Below are 22,878 nucleotides of genomic sequence, written 5' to 3' on the forward strand. Positions count from 1 at the left end.
ACGAAATATTTTTTTCGGCTGGCGAAAGATTGACCTTACTCGCGTTTATTTTCCAGTGAAAATATAAAATACAATTTCATTTTTAATGAAGTTTGGTTTTGTTTTTCCATAAAATATGACATTAAGGAAAATCCATGCGCAATAGCTTCAAACCTTCACGCTATATGCTGGCACTCACCCTCGCTCTGGCCGGGGTGGCAAGCGGCTGTAATGACAACAGCGGCGCGAATGATAACCACCAGGATGCGCCCGCTTCCGCGCCGCAGAATGTGATGGTTCCGATACTTTCTGCCGATGAAAACAGCCTGGTACTGGTCTGGGAAAAACCGGAGTCGGAGACGGAGCAGGTCGTGGACTACGTTATCTATCGTGACGGCGAGCGGCTGGGTAGCGCAAGAGACAATCAGAACCACTATTCCCCGGCAAAGCCCTATATTGATAACTTTTACCAGCGCGTTGCCAGCGACGGCTGGCAGCAGCCAATCGACCTGCGTACTTATACCGTCGGCGGCCTGAAGCCGGATACGGAATATGAATTTACGGTACGCGCGGTCTATGCCGAGGGTAAAGAATCCCCGGATAGCGCCGTAATTAAAGCGCGAACCAGCAAAACGCCGCACATCATAGAGGCCAAAACGTTCGGTGCAAAGGACGATGGCACGACGCTAAACACCCAGGCGTTGCAGCAGGCGATTGATAGCTGCACCGTCGCGCAATATCCGCAGGGCTGCAAAGTGGTGATTTCCGGCGGCGAATTCGAAACCGGTGCCCTCTTCCTGCATAGCGACATGACGCTGGAGATTGCCGCAGGAACCACGCTCCTCGGTTCGGAAGATCCGGCTCAATATCCGCTGGAAAAAGGCTATTACCTTTATCCCTACAGCGATCATCCGCAGCCTCGTCGCCCGCCATCATTAATTAACGTGCTGGAAAGCAACGATAAAGGCGAATCCCCTGCCGGAACGTTTCGCAATATTCGCATTGTCGGTAAAGGCACTATTGACGGCAACGGCTGGACCCGGGGCGTAAAAAACGGCGGCGAGGCGACGATTACCGATGAACTGGGTAACGAGTTGCCGCAGTACCGCGCGAGCAATGCTAAAAAAGTCAGCACAGATGGCATTCTGGCAAAAAATCAGACCGAGGAAGCCATCGGCGAAGGCGTTGAAAGCAATAGCGCCTATAAAAATCGCCGTTCCAGCCTGATGACCCTGCGCGGCGTGCAAAATCTCTACCTTGCCGGACTCACCATTCGTAACCCCGCCTTCCACGGCGTGATGGCGCTTGAGTCGGAAAACATTACCCTTAACGGGCTGATCCATCAGACTTTTGATGGCAATAATGCCGACGGCGTGGAGTTCGGCAATAGTCAAAACGCTTTAGTCTTCAATAACTTTTTCGACACCGGAGATGATTGCGTCAACTTTGCCGCCGGGTTTGGTAAAGGGGCGGAAACCTTCCATCAAAAACCACAAAGCGGGGCCTGGATCTTTAATAACTATTTCCGCAAAGGCCACGGTGCCGTGGTGACCGGCAGCCATACCGGAGCATGGATCGAGAAAGTTCGCGCCGAGGATAACGTCATGTATATGACCGATGTCGGCCTGCGCATGAAGAGTCGCCCCTACTATGGCGGCGGCGTGCGCGATGTACTGTTCCGCAATAACGCGATGCAGGATATCGCTAAAGAACCGTTTGTTTTTACGATTAAATACAGCGCGGATGTGAATGATACGACGCCAGCCGATGAGCCAGCTCAGTTCCGCGATGTTCAGGTACAGAACGTCACCGTTGACGGTACTTCGGCGAAAAATAGCATTCTGGTGGATGGGATGACCATCGCCGAAATGGCGGAGTCATTTGGGCTAACTTACTCTCGCGATGCTTATCACCAGAATTTGCGTTTTTCCAACGTCAAATTCCGCAATACCAAAGCCACCAGTATCTCTTTCCTCCACGACAGTCAGTTTGATGAAGTGACGTTCGCCAACACGCCGCAGGCCTGGGAATTCTTCGCGGTAAATGACGTCACGCTCGCCGATAGCCTCCATCAGCAGACCATCACCAGCGGGGAGAATGACAAAGTGACTCTGGAAGGGGCAACGAAGTAATATCGTTCCCGGCGGCGCGAGTCGTCGGGGATTTTCAGTAATTCAAAACACAACGAATATCCGCCGCTCATCTATCCATAGTAAAGACACAGGTCATAGCCGGTGCATTAAGTGTTCCCCAGACTATATAGTCCCTACTTTTGGTAAAGATAAATATGGGCGATTTTCCTGATAGCCCCATTATATCGTAGATTGGCATAACAAGGTTATCAGGAGCATCTCCATGTTTATTATCACGTCGCTCCCCGGGCTGGATTTTGTATCGCCCTTCGCCTACCTCCAGATAATCAAAAGTAATATCCTGCGAAAGATAATAAGATTCATCGCCATTGACTATTTTTCCCGATAACGCAATATAGCCAGTGTTATTACTCATATCAAATAAAACACGACCATCAAAGGTATATGAATCGTTCAACGATGAAATAGTATAAAAAATACTTGCCTCACATGTTTTTATTTTATTTTTCCTGCTCAGGAAATCTAATAAATAAAAAACAATAGCAATTACTGCACAGCACAAAAAAAAAGAGTATAGATAGAATTTATTCTTAATCACGTTGCCTCCATTTATTTGCATAGACATTATTACAGTAGATGATTTTATTGCTTATGCTATCCATAGGGCAAAATGAGGAAAATATTTCTCCAGACCGACCATGAAGTACGCTTCTTTGGACATAAATTATCAACCTGGCCGGATTGCTCTGACAATACTCAAGCAGGCCTGGATGATGCATAGTCAGAACATTAATAATGTTCCCCTGCATACTCTCTGGAATCTGAACGTAAGATTTTATGTGGCACAGCCCAATACGAGTCAGGTTATCTGATTCTTTCGCCAGGATCGATGTTGCAGCAACTTCATATTTTATGGCAAAAATAAAAATCAGGCTGCATACAAGAGCCATAGCTCCACCGAGTTTCAGGTGACGAAACCGTCCTGGAGGGGAGACTCCCTTAACGACTTCATCACATCGTTTTATTTTGATCTCTGCTGAGAGAGAGAAGCCAGCACCGGGGATTGTCAAAATAGCATTATCTATTCCCGTTAAGGATGATAACTTCTTTCTAAGAATGCTAATATACTGATTTAAAGAGGAATTTGATGCTGCATGCCCCCGCGACTCCCACACCCTCTCTAATAGGCTTTGCCGAGACACAACCTCACCATGAGATGCAATCAGTATAGCCAGAATATGATTAGCCGTTTTTGTTAACTGGTGTTTTTCCGTTACGCCAATATCGATATGAATGAGTTTACCCGACCCAGAGTTATAAAATACTTTGTTTTCGATTAAGTACTTCATAATGATTCTGCATCCTGTGAACACCACGGTTGCTGCGGCAAGAGAAGTCCATGGCATATTCAGCCCTGCCGCATCCCGGGAAGATTGAAGTAATGTATCGTGTTGGTAAATCAATAGTATCAATAAAAGCATACTAAATGTTATACAGTTAATCACTTTATTTTAATTATGTGTGCAGCCTCAAAATTATGGGCACATAAGAAACAATAACCTACACATTTAAACGATTTAGAATAATTAAAAACAAAAACATACATTAAGTATCAAACCATCACACTTTACAGCGATTAAAATCTAATAAAAAACATTTAAATTTCACGTAAAAATTCTTTTTCAAATTAAAATTACATTATAAATATTTAAAAATTAATCTATTGAACCTTTTACATCTATAATTATTGATAAATAAATTCCGCATTGAATTAATGGTCTCTTCTTTATATATTTTAAAACAAGAACACTCAGTCACTTCATGCAGATAATCTGTTGAATTTGACTTAGTAAGTAACATTAATAATTAAGAGGAAAATCATGCATAGCTATCGTTGGGCCAAATTCCTTATTGCTGGCGCAAGGTATAATGACAGTCATTTATTGCTCGTAGAGTTTTATATCCACCATGAGTTAGATGGCATCATTAAACCTGGAATTTGCAGGAACAGACAATGGATATTGAGCCATTTAGTTAATGGTTCAACCCTGTTCACTCTGAATCAGAATAATAACAAATGGGAAAAGAAAGACAGAGTAATTCTCAATCAGGTCGCGGGTAGGTATTATATTAGAACCCATCCATCCCCTCATCCTGGGGATGATATCGGTTATCATTTTGCGCAAGGCTGCATGATTTAACCGGAAATATAACATCTCTATTTTTAACTACAGGTTTAATACGAATGTGGCGAATATGTTCAATTTTAGACATTACCCGTAGTAACCATGAGAGGCCATTAATATTAATCGTAGATGAAAAAATGCATCTGCGTATTGTCAGACCTCCCCTCTCATGCGAACAAATAAGAAAGATAAGTATTGAAAAGCTTGAGGAGATTATCATCAGAGAATTAAACTAGCTTGCACTATCCGTGAATAACCACGACCGTAATGTCAAATTTTCGCGTTTGGCATTACAGTACTTCCCCATACGCCAATAAGCTGCGTATGGGGCTAGCGCCTATCGCTTCAGCCAACTCAATGTTCAAGAGCAATTGCACAAACGTGCTCAACATGAGTAAGATCGTGGTACAAGTCGGGTAAGGTCATCTTTTTACGAATGACAACTTTTAAGTTAACCTCTATTTTCCCTTTTTTAATATCTCTGATGGTAATGTTTTCAATGATATTCTTTTGCTGATGAATGCGTGTTATCAAATTTTCAAGCGCATCGCGTTCATCAAGAATGACTCGAACTTTCACTTTACCTGGAAATTGATTCTTAGTTTGTAAGAAAATGATAAATGGACTCAATTTTATTGCCAATAAAAATAACCCTGTAGCAAAGAATGCGTGAAAATAAAAACCGGCACCGCAGGCGATTCCCATCCCGGCAGATGCCCAGACGATTGCCGCAGTCGTGAGGCCAGAAATAGCATCGTCGTGTCGGTGCAGAATCACTCCCGCCCCCAGAAAACCCACGCCACTGATAATCTGAGCCGCCAGACGCATTGGATCGCTACGAATATTCATCGAAATTTCTGCATAGTATTCAGCTGACTGTATTGAAACAACAGTTAACACGCAGCTGGCGACGGACAAAATGACGCAAGTTTTGAATCCGACGGGTTTCCCTTTCGATTCTCTTTCAAGGCCAATAATGCCACCCAGAATAAACGCAATGCTGATTTTGACGATCGTAACTAACGGTAAAAAACCTTGTTCATTGATAATGGCGGCCAGATTATTCATGCAATTACCTTAATGAGACATCCTCAATAATTCAGGAATTTGCTTTTTTCAGGGAGAGATCTGTTTTGCGTTTTGAAAGATCATCCCGGAAGAAAATCAGGAAGAAGACGCTCACCACCGCGGCAACACCGGCAGAAACTAACCAGAATGTCTCCCATTGCGGTAAAGCCTCAGGACCTTGTTCAGTCACGGTACTGTTAAAGATCTGCCCGCATACGGTAGAGGCGAACAGTAGGCCCACGCCGTTGGAGACGATAAATCGCAAACTTTGGGCTTGCGCTTTAATCTCTGGCGCGGCTTTACGGTCAACATAAATATCGCCCACGGTAAAGAAAAAGTCCCAGCAGAAACCCTGTAACATCAAACCGATCAGCACAAACATCATGTTGGCATCCAGAGAGGCATGGGCAAACAACAGCGTACGAATGATCCAGCAAACAGCGCCAAGCATCAGAGTGATTTTGAAGCCTGCTTTCAGTAGGAAGAACGACAGGAGGAACATGAAAACGACTTCACAGGCAATGCCTACCTGCATCATTGTTGCAGCGTTATCAAAACCAAGTGCTTTTAAAAAGACGGGAATATAGGCGGAGTAAGCAGTTTTTGGGATCATCAGTACAAAAATACTGAGCATCAGAACCGTAAAGCTACGATCTTTGAAGAGTGCCAGAGCATCCAGACATAAGAGATCGCGAAGGGTAAAGGCACTCCCTTTAGCTCTTGGCGGAGTATTCGGTAACGTAAAGCAATATAGGCCAAGAACGACACCGGAGGCTGACGCAATATACCAGGTGATGGTGTTGCCGGAAAAGCCCATTTCACCAATAATAAAGCCGATAACCATAAAGCCAAATGTGCCGAAAACACGTATAAACGGGAAGTATTTTACCCCGTTAATATGGCTGAAACTGATACTATTTGCCAGCGCAGTTGTTGGATAAAAAAGTAGTCCAACGAGAAAAATCATGGTCAGCGTCATGCCCGTGTTTTGTGCTTCGATGAACTGCGGAACAAACAACAGAATGCCAGCATTAATTAAATGCAGGATCGCCATGACTTTTTGAGATGAAAAAAAACGGTCGGCTACCATGCCAATAAATAAAGGTGAGAGAATGGTCGCCAGTCCAAGTAAGGCATAGGATGAACCAATTATGGTCGCCATACCATAGGTGCTTAATACCAGCCCCATGGTCATATTCCATGCCCCCTGCATAAAGTACTGTATGAACATCATAATCAACAGGCGTGGTGTTTTATTAAGGTCCATATTGCATATCCTTTATTGATTGATGCTCAGGTTAAGCCCATCCCAGGCGACAAGAATGTTCTCTTTATCGCACGCCGCCACGAGCTCATCATGTAGCAGGCCGCCGCTGTGTGAAATATGTGAGACGATGAGTTTACTTTTTTTATTAAGGCAGCCCAGCTCTGCAAGCCTGTCTCTGGCGGCGAAGACCGTTTCCAGACTCATATGGTTATTTGTACGATTGTCGCCATTAAAGCCGTAGGTACATTCGAGAACGGCCAAATCAATTTTTTTCCCTTCCAGCCACTGCCAGGTAAGCTCAGGAAACCAGCCAGAGTCATGGCCGTAGAAAATTGACTGACCTTCTTTTTCGATAAACCAAGTATAACAAAGCTCCCATTTGGCATGGTTAGCCAGCAATGGGGTAATACGATATCCACGGGTTTCAACCGTCACGAAGGGCACCAGGCAATGAAAAGCAAATCTTTCAGCGCTGTAACCCGGCAAAACCTCTGCCGCACCGTTAATGGCGCGATCATTCCCAAAGATATGTAGCGGATGAGTAATTTCAAATCCGTAACCTTCCATTCGGCTAAAAAGATCGCCGACGTTGAAATGATCGGGATGAGTATGGGTAAACAGTAGCGACCGGATCTCCGTTGCGTCCAGACCCTCACGAAGCAGTTGCTGGCTGAATTCAGGCGCGACATCAATCAACAGTTCATCATCAATAATCGCTGATGAGTGTGTACGTAAGTCTTTTCCTTTACGTATGCGAGCGTGTTGACAGTGCTCACAGCGGCAAAAAGGATTAGGTATCCCTTCAGATGCTGCCGTTCCCAGAAAATGGATCTTCATAATTTCCCTCTTATCACAAACGCAATGCTGTTTTTTTAATCGATAATGTAATAAAACGTAATTGGAACGTGTCAATTATCATTCTACTCTTTCACGCAAACAACGATCTTTTCTCCCAGAAGTGATCCTCTTCAAGGATTTATTATTTTTATTAAAAATTTCATTATGTTGTAATTTAAACCACATCATTAAGTGATTTAGCCTTAAGTAGATCGAGAATTTTTAGAGTAAAAATGACTCAATTTTATTTTGTAACGTTCAAATAATATCAACTACGATAGTTTCCGGATGAACGCCGTGCTAGCATCGAAGCATCAAAGAAAGGATGTAAAAATGCCAACTATCAAAGACATAGCAAGAATTGCCGGTGTTTCGCACGGAACCGTCTCTAATGTTCTCAATGGCAGAGGAAATGTGAGCGTTGAAAAGATTGAAGCAGTTCAACGCGCAGCTAAGGAAGTTGGCTATCAGTTAAATGCACAGGCGCAATCGCTGAGAGCCAGCAAAAGCCAAGGGATAGCGCTGATTTTGCCGGATATTAATACGGAGCAGTACTATCAGCTTTATCGGGGTTTACACCAGGTCTGTAAGCCTTCGTTAAGCGAACCATTGGATCTTTATCTGACGAATGACCTATCCAATCTGGAACTGGAGATTCTGCAAACGCTGACGGCGAAGTCTTACCAGACTATTGTCACCGTCAGTTGCCTGAGCAATAGCCAACCCTATTACGAAGTGCTCAAACTGCCTGCGGAGAATATTCTTTTTGCATATCGACAACCTGCTGGGGCTGAATATTACTTCAGTCTGGATTACGCGACTGCGGGTGAAGAAATAGCAAAAAGGGCGTTGATGCAGCAACCGAGCCATATCGGCGTTTTCTGCGAACCGCTTGAATACGCTCACAGCACATGTTTTATTCAGGCGATACAGGAAACATGCCGAGCGTTGAGTCCGCAAACTAAACTCACGATTTTACCGGCACTCGCCAGTGAATCGAACACCGTCGCATTTGATTTTTTCCGCGGGGCACCACCTGATCTTTTTATCGTTCAGAATAGTGATAAAACGCGTGCATTGACGCAAGCAGCCTGGTTTGGTAGTTCCCGGTCCTGTCCACCAGTACTGCAATTGAGTGATAATCTGCCTGCTGCTTTCGAGGGCGTCACAAGCTACCAGATGGATTATGGTCGCCTGGGGACATCAATGGCTTCCCACATTCGTCAGCCCAAAAACCAGGATAAGCATCGCATTCTGACCAATTGCGGTTTTTCTTTGAATGGCCAGTTCGTACAGCCGCCTGAAGCCGAGGCAGCGCTGAATATGTTGATTTTGCCTAGTCCCTCAACCGATGCGCTGAAGAAACTATTACCCCACTTTTATCGCCAGACTGGCATTAAGGTAAATCTCGCGGTTTATCCTTATGATGAAGTATTTGAAATTCTCTCCCACCTTCATCTGCATCCCTATTACGATCTGCTACGAATCGATATGGCTTGTTTTCCCTGGTTTGCAGAGAAAGTTTTATTACCTCTGGAGTCTGTTTCCCCTACCCTTCCGCTACTCCTGGATAACTTCTCTGAGCAAATTCAGCAGCACTTCGGCCTGGTGAATGGGACCGCTTGGGCAATTCCTTTTGATGCTAGTATGCAGCTCCTGTTTTACCGACGCGATCTCTTTGAGGATGCGACGATAAAACGGATGTTTTATGAAACAACGGGTAAAGAATTAACGCTGCCTGAGAACTTTGCACAATTCGATGAAATAGCGGCTTTCTTCAGTAAGTTGCATCAACCTGATAACCGGCTGCGTCCGATGGGAACGGCAATAACACTGGGTAGTTCAGGGCTTATTGCCACCGAATATCTGCTGCGTTATTACGCTCTCGGCGGACGTCTGGTGCGTGAAGGTGAACCCGTGCAGCTGGATGCTTCACTTGCCGCAATCGCTCTTGATCAGTACCTGCAACAGCTTTCCTTCGCGGTGAACCTACCCGGAGAATGGTGGAGTGACGCTGTTAAACAGTTTGAGCGCGGAAATCTTGCCATGCTGATTATGTATCTCAACTTGTTCAATGACGTTGCGCATACGGCCATTGCCCCTACAATCGGCTATGCTCAGGTTCCGGGACAGATTCCACAACTGGGAGGGGGGTCTATTGGTATGTCCCGCTACAGTAAAAAGAAAAAACAGGTTGAGCAGTTCTTCCACTGGCTCTATTCCGATGAAATTGCGCGCCATCTGGTTCTGTTAGGAGGGAACAGCGCCTGGTCCGGAATCAGCCACGATCAAAACGTTCTCAACGTCTATCCGTGGTTTAATTTATTGAATGAAAAAGGAATGTCAGGAATCAGGGAATCTCAGGGGAATAAAGGGGTGCCCTTTAACCTACGACAGGCAGAGATTATTATCGGACAAGGCGTAACGAACGCGATTAATGGCATTATGGATGTCTCCCAGGCCGTGGAATACATTAATGCACGGATAAAAAATGAAACCGGCAGCTAGCAATATGAAAATGTTCACCTCTTATTTGTACTAACAGATTTTATTCTGCCTGTAATGCTCACGCTTTTACCTACGTGAGCATTAGGCCCTGGAATAGTGAGGATAGCGCGGTTACATCAGATTTCATTTTGATGAAGCCGGAAAACCGCTTTCTTTAGCAAACCAGACCGCCAGGAATGTGACGATCAGCAACACTAGCAGTGCGGGAGAGAATGCGCCCACGCCGATGTGGCCCAGCAGCACGCCGCCAACAATACCTCCGCTAGCAATAGCAACATTCCAGACCGTCACCAACATCGACTGCGCAACATCCGCAGCCTCGCCAGCGCTCCTGGCCAGCGCGGTCTGAAATAAGGTTGCTGAGCCACCGAAAGCCAATCCCCAGACGCCCACAGCAACATAAACCGCAGTAGCATGGGTACCGGCTATACCCAATATCAAAGCCGTAAGTCCGAATAAAACCGTGCTTACCAGAGTTAGCGTACGCAGATAGCGAATTTCCGTTTGTAGTGGCACAGTAAAGGCTGATTTGCATCATTTACCCCTGCTTTTCTGGCTGCGAACTTCTTAATCAAGTTGCCAATCGAGTTCTTATCGATAAAGACAATGAACACACTGGCGATATAAGCGAGATTGCTGCTCAGACCAATAAAGCCGAGAGGGGCATGGATGAACCACGCGATCATCGCGCATATAACCGCGTCTATCAACGTCTTGACCATGGTGCCACCGTTATAGCGGCCCCGTAACGCCATGATGAAAGCCAGTATTACACCGATACCCTACCCTTAGCTGCCAGCAGAGCGTCGATGAAATCTTGTTTATAGGGCATTTTCATAGGCCTCACCTCCGTGATTACGAATGGGGTTGTATTTAAAAGGGGTTAAGCCCGCCGGGCTGGATTTATCAATAAAGCACGTCGTAGATGATTCACGCGGGACCTGATAATAAAAAAGCCATGCAAATGTATAGCCCTTTAATTTGGGAGGTTATTTACAAAATGTAACTGAGTCGGTATCTTCGACTTCCGGACAAAAAAACATATACCGGAACCGGATCTAAACATAACTGCCTTGCCTGCATGAAACCATGTGGGCATTTTTTTATGAAAAAGACCCGCCGAAGCGAGTCTGCTACTACTGTTTCTTTGTTTGTATTGGTTATGGCGCCGGTGCCTCCCGGTGAGCATGCATGCCCCAGCAAACATATCTCATGCTGCATTTACAGGGTTTTCGCTCTATTAGCTGGACGCCGCTCCACACAGGTGGATTCACCATGCTGATACTTTACATTGTTCATAAAAAAACCACATCATGTTGTTTTATATGTGATTTTCATGTCAGGATGTCAAGTTTTTTCAGATTAATATGCATCTGCCGCCGGGTAACGACAGTCACTAGTATAAAAAAAGCCTGCTGATTGAGCAGGCTAACAGGTAGGTGTCATGGCAGGTTCAAACAGAAGCATCATCATCCTGTTAGTTCGAGCTACCGATTTATCAGGAAAGAAGTTGGTCTCTGTTTGCCCCATATAACTTTAGCCCAAATAAAAATAACTGTGTCAGAGTTAGGATTTTTCAAGATGCACTCACAACCTAAGCAGAACGAATAACAACATATAATTATTGAGCCCACCAAGGTGCTTTTGTCTTACATTGACGTGCTCAAGGTTAGAATAGAAAGGGAACGCAAATGCCCGGTCTTAAAAGTATAAAACTCGCACTGTCAGCGGGTTTTAATGCTTGTTGCTCAGTTTATCTAAACCCTGAATTTAGTGAAACCTCAGCATCAGGTTCATGCGTTATCCTGTTTCGGAGGTCACGGCGAATTATCTCAATAGACCAGAACCATACTAAGTGACCAACTATCTCTGAAACGTTTTCATACCATGGCAGGTCAAAAAGAGGTGGTGTTAATCCCATAAGCGGGAATGAAATCATATGGACAAACAGCTGTGCAAGTGCACCAGCCAGCAGCCCCTGCCACAATTTAATCTTAGGAAACACTTCTGCAACAACACAATATCCTACGGCGAAAACGATGGAGAAGATGATGTGTGTCACACCAACCCAGTTAAACGCATGCTCAGCAAAGGTATAAACAGCCGCATTAGGATCAGCTACTCCCAGCCAATCGCGTAAAAAAATGTATGGTGGGTTAAGGAAGTTCCTAGAGCAGTCTATTTGGTCAGCAGCACGAATAAGTGACTCGGGTCCACACGCGCTGGTAAACATGTCGACAGGACTGCGTGGTGGAAGGGGGACTTCAGCGCCCCATTTTACAAATGCCGAAACCACACCCGAAATTAGCCCAACAAACAAAGCAACGCCATAACGCCGCCTGCGAGGTTCCGTCTGTACAAAAAAGTTTTTTAACGCCATAAAACCACCACTTAAAGGAAAAATTTACAGTTTCTTAATATTCCTTAAGTTGGATGCGTATCATTTTGATTGAGATCACGGTTTGCATTCTACTTGCACAAAATTTTTTTTCTTACTTAAACCTTCAAATAGTAGTACTGATTAATTTGGGCATGCTCGTCACTGAGAACTTTTAAGTGTCGTACAACATGTCTCTTCTCGAGAGCCCTGACCGGATTGCAGAAACAAAAAGCCCCGGCCAAATCCCCTTACCTCACAACTCGCCTGGCATGCATTGCGGCCCTTAACTCACTGTAGTGGAACAGTAAAATTGGCCACCTGATTAAAGGTGATATTCTCACCTCAACATAAAACAGGTGACTTAATGAACAAGAAAACTAAGCGTACTTTCACCCCTGAGTTCAGGCTGGAATGTGCCCAGCTGATTGTTGATAAGGGCTACTCATATCGACAAGCCAGTGGCGATGAGTGTCGGTTCTACCACGCTTGAGAGCTGGGTGCGCCAGCTCAGGCGAGAGCGTCAGGGGATTACGCCTTCTGCAACCTCCATTACTGCAGAGCAGCAACGTAAACAGAATGGTGACGGTTTTGGGGCATCCCTGTCTTACAATTTCGACAGCAGTCCGGTGACCCTGGTTGGTGCATACGCTAAATCTGATCGTACTGACTTACAGAATTCTCAGGCACTGGGTTATGGCAGCAACGCAGAAGCATGGGTGACGGGGATAAAATACGACGCTAATGATATCTATCTGGCGGTCATGTACAGCGTTGCGCAAAACATGACACCGATCGGCAGTGAAGGTTTTGCTAACACGTCCAAAAACGTCGAGGCGGTTGCTCAGTACCAGTTTGACTTTGGCCTGCGTCCGTCCCTGGGTTACGTTCAGACCAAAGGTAAAGATCTGGAGCATGGCTACGGCGAACAGGACCTGGTGAAATATTTTGATGTTGGCATGACCTACTACTTCAACAAAAACTTCTCAGCGATGGTCGATTACAAAATCAACCAGATTGATAAATCTGCATTCACCCGTTATGCAGGTATCAGCACCGATGACGTGGTTGCTGTTGGTGTGACGTATCAGTTCTAGCACTCCGGAATATCCTCCCGGGTCAGAAAGACGGGAGGATATTTATATGCTCAGACAAGCCCCGCAGAGCGGAGTGGTGCCGGAGAAAAGATTCCAACTTACAGCCTGTCGGAGCCTCATTCGCGATCCTTCCTCGTTGTGACGGCTGAAACCATGGTGAACAATACCAAGGCACACCGACTATCATCAGGCGGTACTTATCGCCCCAGGCTCCCACGAATGCATCCTACGCCATCAGCGCCGCCTCTTGGCCAAGGCCTGATAAACACCTTCAGGCTACGGGTGACAGCTTTGTAGTCCTTCCAGGCTGTTACGCCCCATATAGATAATGCACAACTGGATAAGATCAGCTTCGTTTTTAAGACCTTTAGCCAGTTAGCTAGCCAGCGCTTTGAATCGCCACGGATAATATGGATATTTCTTAGTTGTTGATAATATTAATTATTATATTCCGTCAGTGGCATCTAATCACTCAAGCCATGCCGACGCTTACTGTTATAAAAATTTCGATGTAATCAAAAATATCGCTGCGGGCTTCTCTTTGAGCCATTTTAAATGACTCTGAGGAGTCTGTTAAACCCGTGAGGATTCAAAAGTTTGACTTATACAGCCCCTAAGTCATAAGTTGACTCAAATCAAAGATGCATTTTATTTAAACCTTTAAGGCTGGACGTTTCATACCTTCATATGTAAGTGTAATTGATACTAATTATTATTATCATACTCATTCATAGGGTCAATGATGCGTATCACAACACTTTCTCGAGGGGCATTAGTACTCTCTGCCCTGCCATTGTTTATTGCAGGTGCCGTTTCAGCAGCCACAGTATCCACCGCACAAAACAAAACCAGCAAAGAAGAGACCCTTGTCGTTACGGCGAACCGCTCGGAAAGCAGCCTCTGGGAAAGCCCGGCAACCATTCAGGTCATCGATCATCAGACGTTACAAAACTCCACCAGTACCTCAATTGCTGATGACCTGCAGGATATTCCGGGTGTTGAAGTCACTGATAATGCGCTGGCAGGACGTAAGCAGATCCGTATTCGCGGTGAAGCCTCTTCCCGCGTGCTGATTCTGATCGATGGTCAGGAGGTCACCTATCAGCGCGCCGGGGACAACTACGGCGTTGGCCTTCTGATTGACGAATCAGCGCTGGAGCGCATCGAAGTGGTAAAAGGCCCTTACTCTGTACTGTACGGCTCTCAGGCCATCGGCGGCGTGGTGAATTTTATCACCAAAAAAGGCGGCGATAAGCCCGTCGCCGGGACGGTGAAAGCGGTCTACAACTCCTCAACCGCCAGTTGGGAAGAGTCCGCCGCTGCCTGGGGCAGTATCGGCCAGTTTGATTACCGTATTAACGGCAGTTATTCCGATCAGGGCGACCGCAAGACACCGGACGGTCGTCTGCCGAATACCCACAACCGTAACAACAGCCAGGCTGTTTGGCTGGGTTATAACCTCGATAACCAGCATTTTGGCCTGTCGCTTGACCGCTACAGGCTCTCCACCCAGACCTATTTTGAAGATCCAGACGGCGAATACGATGCCTTCAGCGTGAAGATTCCGAAGCTGGAACGTGAAAAAGTCGGCTTGTTCTACGATATGGACGTGGGCGGTGACTATCTGAAAAAAATCCATATTGATGCCTATCAGCAGACTATTGAGCGTCAGTTTGAGAATGAGGTGAAAACAACACAGCCCATACCAAGCCCGATGATTCAGGCATTAGCAGTGCATAATCAGACCCAGACCCGTGATAAGCAGTACACTCAGGGCATCACACTACAGAGCAATTTCTCTCTTCCGGCCAATAACGAGCTGGTTCTGGGCGCGCAGTACAAGCGCGACCGCGTCTCCCAAACCTCGGACGGCAACACGACGAATAAATCTGTCACCGGATTCATCAATACCGAAACGCAGACCCGCTCCTACTACGAGTCCGAGCAGAGCAATACCTCCCTGTTTGCACAAAATGACTGGCGCTTTGCGGATAACTGGACATGGACACTGGGCGCTCGCCAGTACTGGCTTTCTTCAAAACTAACCCGCGGCGACGGACAATCCACGGCTTCGGGCGTCAGCAGCGACACCTCTATCCCGAAACAGTCGACGAACGACAGCGAGCTGGTCACCTCAACCAGCCTGCGTTACTCCGGTTTTGACAACATTGAACTGCGCGCCGCCTTTGCCCAGGGTTACGTCTTCCCGACGCTCTCCCAGCTGTTTATGCAAACGGCTGCGGGTGGCGGTACCACCTACGGCAACCCGAATTTGAAAGCTGAACACTCCAACAACTTCGAACTGGGTATACGTTACAACGACAATCTGTGGCTGGTTGACGGGGCGGTCTATTACTCGGAAGCAAAAGACTATATTGCCAGCATCGCCTGCTCTGGCCAGGCACTGTGCAACGGCAACACTACCTCCTCACGCGGCGGATATTACTACTACGATAATATCAACAAAGCCAAAACCTGGGGTATGGAGCTGAGTGCGGAATATAACGGCTGGGTTGTTTCACCTTACGTTAGCGGCAACCTGATCCACCGTCAGTACGAAGGCCAGACGCTGAAAACCACCAATACTGGCGAACCCAGCGTCAACGGCCGCATCGGGGTGAAACACACGCTGATGCTGAGTCAGGCTAATGTGACCTCCGATGTCTTTATCCGCGCAGCTTCAAGCGCCAAAGATGACACTGGCAGCAAAGAAGTCCGCACGCCTGGCTGGGCGACGCTGAACCTCGCGGTCAACACCGAATTCGGCACTGAAGACCAGTATCAGGTCAATCTGGCCCTCAACAACCTGGCCGATAAACGCTACCGCACGGCGCACGAATCTATTCCTGCGGCGGGCTTTAATGCGGCTATCGGCTTTGCGTGGAACTTCTGATGATTAAAAAAATAGCCATTGGACTGCTGGCTCTTACCTGTGCGCTAAGCGCCCAGGCTGCCGGGCGCATTGTGGTGGCGGGCGGTTCGCTCACCGAACTAATTTATGCGATAGGCGCAGGTAACCACGTGGTTGGAGTGGATGAAACCACCTCTTACCCGCCGGAAACCGCCGCGCTTCCACATATTGGTTACTGGAAACAGCTCAGTAGCGAAAGCATTTTGTCACTGCGCCCGGACCGCTTTATTACCTGGCAGGACGCCGGTCCGCAGCTGGTGTTCGATCAACTGCGGTCGCAGAAAGTCGATGTCGTCACCCTGCCGCGCGTCCCGGCAACTGTCGAGCAGATGTACGCCAACATCCACACGCTGGCGAAAACGCTGAGCGTTGAAGAACAAGGTAACGCGCTGATTAACGATATCCGCCAGCGTCTGGAAAAAGTGGCGCAGAGCAGCGTCAGCAAATCAGCACCAGTCAAAGCGCTGTTTATCCTCAGCGCGGGCGGCAGCGCGCCGCAGGTGGCGGGTCAGGGTAGCGTAGCCGACGCCATTATGACGCTCGCTGGCGCCCAGAATGTGGCGCAGCATCCACAGTATCGCAGCTACAGTGCTGAGGCGCTGATTGCCGCCAATCCGCAGGTGATCATCGTGACCTCACAGATGGTTGAAGGCGACATCAACCGCCTGAGCACAATTGCCGGGATCACTCGTACCGCTGCGTGGAAAAACAAACGGATCATTATTCTCGATCAGGCGCTAATCCTGGGGATGGGTCCACGCGTTGCCGACGCCGTTGAAACGCTGCACAGCCAGTTTTGGCCAAACTAAAGGACGTTGAAAAATCCGTTATGCTGAATATGACATACGAGCTGGATCTCACCCCGCACTTTGCGCTTGAGGGCAGTCAACCCTTCAAAGACCGCCGGGCCACTATGCCATGGCGCGGTGCAATCCCGATTGCTAAAGAGCAAATGGAGCAGACCTGGCTGGAGGTGCTAAGCCACACAACACCGTCGCGTAAGCGCCTGCTGTATCTGCATATTCCGTTTTGTGCGACCCACTGCACCTTCTGCGGTTTTTACCAGAACCGCTACGAGGAAGATCACTGCTCGCGCTACACCGATGCGCTGCTGCGTGAGATTGAGATGGAAGCCGACAGCGTGCTGCATCAGTCCGCACCAATTCACGCGGTCTATTTTGGCGGCGGCACACCGTCTGCACTCTCAGCGCGCGACCTAGCGCGGATTATCACCGCTTTACGCGAGAGGCTGCCGCTGGCGCCGGACTGTGAGATAACCATTGAAGGGCGAGTGCTGAACTTCGACGACGCGCGCATCAACGCTTGTCTCGACGCTGGAGCCAACCGTTTTTCTATAGGTATTCAGTCATTTAACAGCAGAATTCGTAAAAAGATGGCCCGCACCTCCGACGGCCCGACCGCCATCGCCTTTATGGAAGGACTGGTGCGACGTGACCGTGCGGCGGTGGTATGCGACCTGCTATTTGGCCTGCCGGGGCAGAATGCCAGACTATGGGGGGAGGATCTGACCATCGCCCGCGATATCGGCCTCGACGGCGTCGACCTCTACGCCCTCAACCTGCTGCCCAACACACCGCTCGGTAAAGCAGTTGAGAACGGCCGCACCAGCGTGCCGCAACCCGCCGAGCGCCGTGACCTCTATCTTCAGGGCTGCGACTTTATGGACCAGGCCGGCTGGCGCTGTATCAGCAACAGCCACTGGGCGCGCACCACCCGCGAACGCAACCTCTACAACCTGCTGATCAAGCAAGGCGCAGACTGCCTGGCGCTGGGTTCCGGCGCGGGTGGCTCGGTGAACGGCTATTCGTGGATGGTCGACCGCAACCTGAACAGCTGGCACGAATCAATCGCCGCAGGCAAAAAGCCGCTGATGATGATGATGCGCACCGCTGACCGCGGGTTCCAGTGGCGCCATACGCTGCAGTCCGGCGTTGAAACCGCGCGCGTTCCGCTGGAAGCACTCACGCCGCACGCCGTTCGCCTTGTCCCGCTGCTGGCACAGTGGCACCGCGCCGGGCTGACACTAGATGACTCAACCTGCCTGCGTCTGACCAATGAAGGACGCTTCTGGGCAAGCAATATTTTACAGTCTCTTGATGAACTGATTCAGGAGCTTAACGCACCGCACATTGCGGTAGAAACCCCATAGCTGGAGTTAATGATGAGCAACCTTTCTCTGCAGGACTTTTTGAAAACCGAGCCAGACGGCACTCTGGAAGCTATCGCCGGGCAGTACAATACCACCCTGCTGGAGGTGGTAAAAAACGTGCCGTCCCACACCCTGGTAACCGGCGACAAGTTTGATACTGTCTGGGATACTGTTTGTGAATGGGGCAAGGTCACCACACTGGTTCACTCCGCCGATGTAATTCTGGAGTTTACCGGCGAGCTTCCGTCAGGCTTCCACCGGCACGGCTACTTCAACCTGCGCGGTAAAAAAGGCATGACCGGCCATATTAAGGCCGAAAACTGCACCCATATTGCCCTCGTTGAGCGCAAATTTATGGCCATGGATACCGCCTCCATTCTGTTCTTCAACGCGGCGGGCAGCGCGATGTTCAAAATCTTCCTTGGTCGCGACGAGCACCGTCAGCTGCTGAGCGAGCAGGTTGACGCCTTCCGCACTCTGGCCACCGTGCTGAAAGGGAAAGCTTGATGAGCCCATGGTTGATTTTCGGGGCGGGTGGTCAAGGCGTTGGGGCGCTGACGGTCGAGCGAGCGCTGGCAGAAAAACGCCCGGTCATCGCGCTGGTGCGTAACCCGGAAGCCGCCGTTCGCCTGGAAGCAAAAGGCGTTCAGGTCGTGATTGGCGATGCCTGCAATGCCGAGAGCGTAGCACAGGCCTGCCAGGCAGCAGGCCCGGCAGCGACGGTGATTTCCACGATGGGCGGCGCGCAAGACTATCAGGCGCACCGTACGGTGATTGATGAAGCGGAGAAAGCGGGCATTCGCCGCATGATCCTCGTTTCATCGCTGGGTTGCGGAGAGAGTTGGCAGTTCCTTTCGGATCGCGCCAAAGCGGCTTTTGGTCAGGCCGTTCGGGAAAAAAGCCTCGCGGAAAGCTGGCTGCAAACCAGCACGCTGGACTACGCCATTCTGCGCCCGGGCGGATTGCTGAACGGAGACGCTACCGGCAAAGCGCAACGCTTCCAGCAGCAGGAAGTACACGGTTTTGTCCAGCGTGCCGACGTGGCCGCGCATATTCAGGCTCTGGACGCTGACCCGGCACTAAACCAACAGGCTTACAGTCTGGTTCAACCGGACCTTAAACCGGTTTAATCTCGTCGCGACGCTGCCAGGCAGCACCGCATCGATGTTATGGAGATTCGCGTGTTCAGGGATTCACACTCTTCCTTCAGCGTATTTATCGGCCTGTTGCTGATGCTTGCGGCCCTCATACTTGTGGGGGCCAGCCAGGGGGCGCTAAAAATCACCTTTGCCTCCTTGCTGGATGAGCAGTATCGCGATATCTGGCTCAATATTCGTCTGCCGCGCGTGCTGCTGGCTGTACTGGTGGGCGGCGCGCTGGCAACGGCTGGGGTCATTATGCAGGGGTTATTCCGCAACCCAATGGCCGATCCTGGCCTGCTCGGTGTCAGCAGCGGCTCGGCGCTGATGGTCGGCGTGGCAATTATCTTCCCAATTTCTTTACCGGCAATTGTGATGCTGTATGAACAGATGATCTTTGCCGTCGCCGGTAGCCTGGTGGTCTGCGCAGTCATCTTTCTGATCAACATGCGCCAAAGCCACAGCGGTATGATGCAACTGTTGCTGGCAGGTATCGCTATCAACGCTCTATGTGGCGCGGCTATTGGCGTACTGAGCTACGTCGGCGATGAACAGCAACTGCGCCAATTGACACTCTGGATGATGGGCAGCCTGGGGCAAGCACAGTGGCCTACGCTGCTTGTTGCCGCCTCGTTTGCCCTCCCGGCTATAATCGCCACTGGCTGGCTCGCCAGCACGCTAAATCTCTTGCAACTGGGTGATGAAGAGGCTCACTACCTCGGCATCAACGTTAAACGTAAGCGCCAGCAGTTGCTGTTGCTCAGCTCGCTGCTCGTCGGTGCCGCCGTCTCGGTGAGCGGCGTTATTGGTTTCATCGGCCTGGTGGTCCCCCACCTGATCCGTATGAGCATCGGCGCTGACCACCGCTGGCTGCTGCCCTGTTCCACCCTCGCAGGTGCCTGCCTGCTGTTGGTTGCAGACACGCTGGCTCGCACGCTGGTACAGCCTGCTGAAATGCCGGTAGGTCTGTTGACCAGCCTGATCGGCGGCCCGTACTTTTTATGGCTTATTCTGCGAACACGGAGAGCGCTATGATTGATGCCCGGAACCTTACCTACAGCCTCAATGGGCGTCGCCTGACGAATAACGTCTCACTGACGCTGCCCGGCGGTGAAATCGTGGCGATTCTGGGGCCTAACGGCGCGGGCAAGTCAACCTTACTACGCCAGCTTACCGGCTATTTGCAACCGGACAGTGGTCACTGCTCACTGTTTGGGAGGCCATTAAACGGGTGGCCGACGGCGGAGCTAGCGAAGGTACGCGCGGTAATGCGGCAGAACTTTCATATGGCGTTTCCATTCACCGTTTTAGAGGTGATCCGCATGGGCCGCCACCCGCATTGTACCCGTAACTCTCGCGATGAGACTGAACATATTATGACGCTGTGCGGCTGCAGCGAATTGGCATCACGCGACTATCGCCACCTCTCCGGCGGCGAACAGCAGCGGGTGCAGCTGGCGCGGTTGCTGGTCCAGTTGTGGGATCCGGAACCGTCGCCAAAATGGCTGTTTCTGGACGAACCGACGTCGGCGCTGGATATTCACCATCAGCAGCATCTGTTCCGTCTGCTACGCCAACTGGTACAGGAACGACACTTTAACGTCTGTTGCGTGCTGCACGACCTTAACCTGGCCGCGCGCTACGCCGACCGAATCATCCTGCTGGAAAAAGGTCTGGTGATTCATAATGGAACCCCGCAGGAAGTACTGACTGAGCCCGTACTGAAAAGTCTCTACCAGACTGAAATTACTGTCACCAGCGCCCATGATTCAACACCTGTTATTCTGTTAGAAAAATGAATATTAAAGGGGCAAAGTTTGCAAATGTTCATAACTATTTAAAAATCGAATAAAAGTAAAAGAGACCAGTAAATTTTTCTCAGGCAAAGATGAAGTGCTATCTCAAATTAGCGGTTATGCATTGAACTGATATTATTGCTCTGGCCTATGTAATTACAGCAATGAATTAATGATTGAAAATCTGTGGGATGATAATATTTGCGTTGCGATACTGTTTCTAATTGTATTTAATCCTGTAAATCCTAAATATTTTATAGTATTACAAAGTTAGGCTATAGAATATAATCAATCAGCCATCCGTTTGTTAATGCGGAAGGCTGACAATATTTTATATTTACTCGAACGTACCTCTGACACAGGACTTACCGTCGAAAACCATACATCTACCGCGAGCGCAAACTTTCTTAATATGTATTTTCGGTGTCAAAACCAGGATATCTGCATTATAAAAAGCGAAGAGCTCTGGCATTATTACAGGTCTCATCAAGATGAGATACCAATTATTCTGTTTACTGTAAATAATATTTTATTACTGCGATTGTGATTACATGTCATTAATGCAACACACGATATAATAGATACTAAAGATAAACTTGTAGAATGGATTCATCTTCAATTCAAATTTAAACTCATTTAAAGCATAAGCCTGTAACACTGATTTCGATTTGAATACACTTATAATAATCACTGTCGATGCAAGAGAAAGTTGTGTGGAGAGATAATCAAATACAGTCATGTCCTTGCTTATTGCTAAACTAATATCTGATAATAACTAGCCAGATCCCCTAGCGATATCGAGCCATAGTGGATAGTCTTTAGGACAAACTCACTTTTCATTTCCTCGGCTAATTTTGGCTGATTCAGAAATAGCCACATAATGGAATAAACACCACCAGTGACAACGGACAATAATACAAAGTTCATGACCTTAGTATCGATTTTATTTTTCAATAAATTTATATTGTTCATTATTAATTTTCCAACGGAAGGTTGAGATACCTTTTTTGGTTTCAATCAGAGCTTCACGAGGTCTGCATTTGCCATAATCACTGTCAGAAGAAACCATATCTGGCCCGTTGTCCATCCGTATCTTCGGCGGATATCCTCGGTTTACCTCTATCCTGTCCAGCTCTCTCACAACCCGCTGCGCCGGGATCTTCAAGTCAATTTAGATCACCAGTGCTTTACGGTTAAACTCATCCATCACGTTGAAGATCCGGAAGCTTCTGCCACAGACCAGCGCAACATGCATAAAGTCTGTCGACCTGTAAGTATCCCGGCAAAACGAACCATTCACTTTTAGAGATCTTCCGACATACTGATAATGTCCCCTGAGGAGATCGCTATGCGTAAGATCCGATTCACTGAACACCAGATCATCGCCGTTCTGAAGTCCGTCGAAGCCGGACGTACCGTCAAGGATGTGTGCCGTGAGGCCGCTATTTCG

19 protein-coding genes and 4 pseudogenes are annotated in these 22,878 nt (G+C 48.3%); 13 read left to right on the plus strand and 10 right to left on the minus strand.

Translation table 11 applies throughout. From position 1 onward, the window contains the following. Positions 1-134 precede the first annotated feature (134 nt). Positions 135-2,111 (plus strand): glycosyl hydrolase family 28 protein, encoded by a 1,977-nt coding sequence (locus FN082_RS03445; RefSeq protein ID WP_142981147.1) that lies wholly within the window; start codon positions 135-137, stop codon positions 2,109-2,111. Between the two features lie 67 nt (positions 2,112-2,178). On the opposite strand, the gene FN082_RS03450 is transcribed toward FN082_RS03445, so the two are convergent. Together FN082_RS03450 and FN082_RS03455 are read right to left on the minus strand one after the other, a co-directional pair. Continuing rightward, entirely contained in the window at positions 2,179-2,670 is a 492-nt protein-coding gene (locus FN082_RS03450; RefSeq protein WP_235891733.1) for a hypothetical protein, read from the minus strand. Further along, positions 2,663-3,421 (minus strand): winged helix-turn-helix domain-containing protein, encoded by a 759-nt coding sequence (locus tag FN082_RS03455; protein WP_142981148.1) that lies wholly within the window; start codon positions 3,419-3,421, stop codon positions 2,663-2,665. Before FN082_RS03455 ends, FN082_RS03450 begins: the two co-directional genes overlap by 8 nt. Positions 3,422-3,952: 531 nt before the next feature. Between FN082_RS03455 and FN082_RS03460 the strand changes: the two genes are divergently transcribed. Continuing rightward, complete coding sequence (locus FN082_RS03460) at positions 3,953-4,273, plus strand: hypothetical protein (protein WP_139538902.1); 321 nt, start codon at positions 3,953-3,955, stop codon at positions 4,271-4,273. Between the two features lie 339 nt (positions 4,274-4,612). Here FN082_RS03460 and FN082_RS03465 read toward each other — a convergent pair whose 3' ends face one another. The 3 genes from FN082_RS03465 to FN082_RS03475 are packed head-to-tail and all read right to left on the minus strand — an operon-like array spanning position 4,613 to position 7,430. Then, positions 4,613-5,326 carry an MgtC/SapB family protein gene (locus FN082_RS03465; protein ID WP_139538901.1) on the minus strand — a complete coding sequence of 238 codons (714 nt, stop codon included), beginning with the start codon at positions 5,324-5,326 and terminating at the stop codon, positions 4,613-4,615. A 31-nt stretch (positions 5,327-5,357) separates the two neighbouring features. Next, a complete protein-coding gene (locus FN082_RS03470; protein ID WP_139538900.1) occupies positions 5,358-6,593 on the minus strand; it encodes an MFS transporter in 1,236 nt (411 codons plus the stop codon). Between the two features lie 12 nt (positions 6,594-6,605). After that, on the minus strand, positions 6,606-7,430 hold the full coding sequence (locus FN082_RS03475; protein ID WP_139538899.1) for an MBL fold metallo-hydrolase: 825 nt from the start codon (positions 7,428-7,430) through the stop codon (positions 6,606-6,608). Between the two features lie 333 nt (positions 7,431-7,763). Here FN082_RS03475 and FN082_RS03480 point away from each other — a divergent pair, with 333 nt between their 5' ends. Continuing rightward, complete coding sequence (locus FN082_RS03480; protein WP_180349580.1) at positions 7,764-9,938, plus strand: extracellular solute-binding protein; 2,175 nt, start codon at positions 7,764-7,766, stop codon at positions 9,936-9,938. 123 nt (positions 9,939-10,061) lie between these two features. On the opposite strand, the gene FN082_RS03485 is transcribed toward FN082_RS03480, so the two are convergent. The 3 genes and pseudogenes from FN082_RS03485 to FN082_RS03495 form a co-directional block, all read right to left on the minus strand. Further along, entirely contained in the window at positions 10,062-10,373 is a 312-nt protein-coding gene (locus FN082_RS03485; protein WP_208436566.1) for an MFS transporter, read from the minus strand. A 41-nt stretch (positions 10,374-10,414) separates the two neighbouring features. Beyond that, positions 10,415-10,776: pseudogene (locus tag FN082_RS03490) on the minus strand (phage holin, lambda family). A 915-nt stretch (positions 10,777-11,691) separates the two neighbouring features. Further along, positions 11,692-12,318, minus strand: coding sequence for a YagU family protein (locus tag FN082_RS03495; RefSeq protein WP_142981150.1), 627 nt, complete (start codon positions 12,316-12,318; stop codon positions 11,692-11,694). Between the two features lie 328 nt (positions 12,319-12,646). Between FN082_RS03495 and FN082_RS30105 the strand changes: the two are divergent. The 9 genes and pseudogenes from FN082_RS30105 to FN082_RS03535 all read left to right on the plus strand — a co-directional run. Beyond that, positions 12,647-12,887, plus strand: a pseudogene (locus tag FN082_RS30105) (transposase); the annotation flags it as partial. After that, positions 12,885-13,412, plus strand: a pseudogene (locus FN082_RS03500) (porin); the annotation flags it as partial. The pseudogenes FN082_RS30105 and FN082_RS03500, both read left to right, overlap by 3 nt. 742 nt (positions 13,413-14,154) lie before the next feature. After that, positions 14,155-16,305 carry a TonB-dependent receptor plug domain-containing protein gene (locus FN082_RS03505; RefSeq protein WP_139538896.1) on the plus strand — a complete coding sequence of 717 codons (2,151 nt, stop codon included), beginning with the start codon at positions 14,155-14,157 and terminating at the stop codon, positions 16,303-16,305. Next, complete coding sequence (locus FN082_RS03510) at positions 16,305-17,132, plus strand: heme/hemin ABC transporter substrate-binding protein (protein WP_180349579.1); 828 nt, start codon at positions 16,305-16,307, stop codon at positions 17,130-17,132. The genes FN082_RS03505 and FN082_RS03510 overlap by 1 nt, the downstream gene beginning before the upstream one ends. Positions 17,133-17,161: 29 nt before the next feature. Then, positions 17,162-18,493, plus strand: coding sequence for a heme anaerobic degradation radical SAM methyltransferase ChuW/HutW (gene hutW, locus FN082_RS03515; RefSeq protein ID WP_407929220.1), 1,332 nt, complete (start codon positions 17,162-17,164; stop codon positions 18,491-18,493). Between the two features lie 12 nt (positions 18,494-18,505). Further along, the gene (gene hutX, locus FN082_RS03520; protein WP_139538924.1) at positions 18,506-19,000 is read left to right on the plus strand and encodes a heme utilization cystosolic carrier protein HutX; all 495 of its coding nucleotides are present in this window, start codon (positions 18,506-18,508) and stop codon (positions 18,998-19,000) included. Further along, on the plus strand, positions 19,000-19,623 hold the full coding sequence (locus FN082_RS03525; protein WP_139538895.1) for an SDR family oxidoreductase: 624 nt from the start codon (positions 19,000-19,002) through the stop codon (positions 19,621-19,623). Before hutX ends, FN082_RS03525 begins: the two co-directional genes overlap by 1 nt. Positions 19,624-19,674: 51 nt before the next feature. Further along, on the plus strand, positions 19,675-20,667 hold the full coding sequence (locus tag FN082_RS03530; protein ID WP_208431198.1) for a FecCD family ABC transporter permease: 993 nt from the start codon (positions 19,675-19,677) through the stop codon (positions 20,665-20,667). After that, the gene (locus FN082_RS03535) at positions 20,664-21,431 is read left to right on the plus strand and encodes a heme ABC transporter ATP-binding protein (RefSeq protein ID WP_142981151.1); all 768 of its coding nucleotides are present in this window, start codon (positions 20,664-20,666) and stop codon (positions 21,429-21,431) included. The genes FN082_RS03530 and FN082_RS03535 overlap by 4 nt, the downstream gene beginning before the upstream one ends. Before the next feature lie 940 nt (positions 21,432-22,371). Here FN082_RS03535 and FN082_RS29930 read toward each other — a convergent pair. Both FN082_RS29930 and FN082_RS03540 read right to left on the minus strand, forming a co-directional pair. Next, positions 22,372-22,515: a hypothetical protein gene (locus FN082_RS29930; RefSeq protein ID WP_180349576.1), complete on the minus strand. Its 144-nt coding sequence runs from the start codon at positions 22,513-22,515 to the stop codon at positions 22,372-22,374. Further along, a pseudogene (locus FN082_RS03540) lies at positions 22,489-22,695 on the minus strand (DDE-type integrase/transposase/recombinase); the annotation flags it as partial. The gene FN082_RS29930 and the pseudogene FN082_RS03540, both read right to left, overlap by 27 nt. Positions 22,696-22,776: 81 nt before the next feature. On the opposite strand from FN082_RS03540, the gene FN082_RS03545 reads away from it, so the two are divergent. Then, positions 22,777-22,878, plus strand: a 102-nt coding sequence (locus tag FN082_RS03545) for a transposase (RefSeq protein ID WP_106376355.1), incomplete at its 3' end; no start/stop codon positions are given.

Origin of the sequence: Klebsiella spallanzanii, from assembly GCF_902158555.1 — a bacterium.
In the GTDB taxonomy this organism is placed as follows: domain Bacteria; phylum Pseudomonadota; class Gammaproteobacteria; order Enterobacterales; family Enterobacteriaceae; genus Klebsiella; species Klebsiella spallanzanii.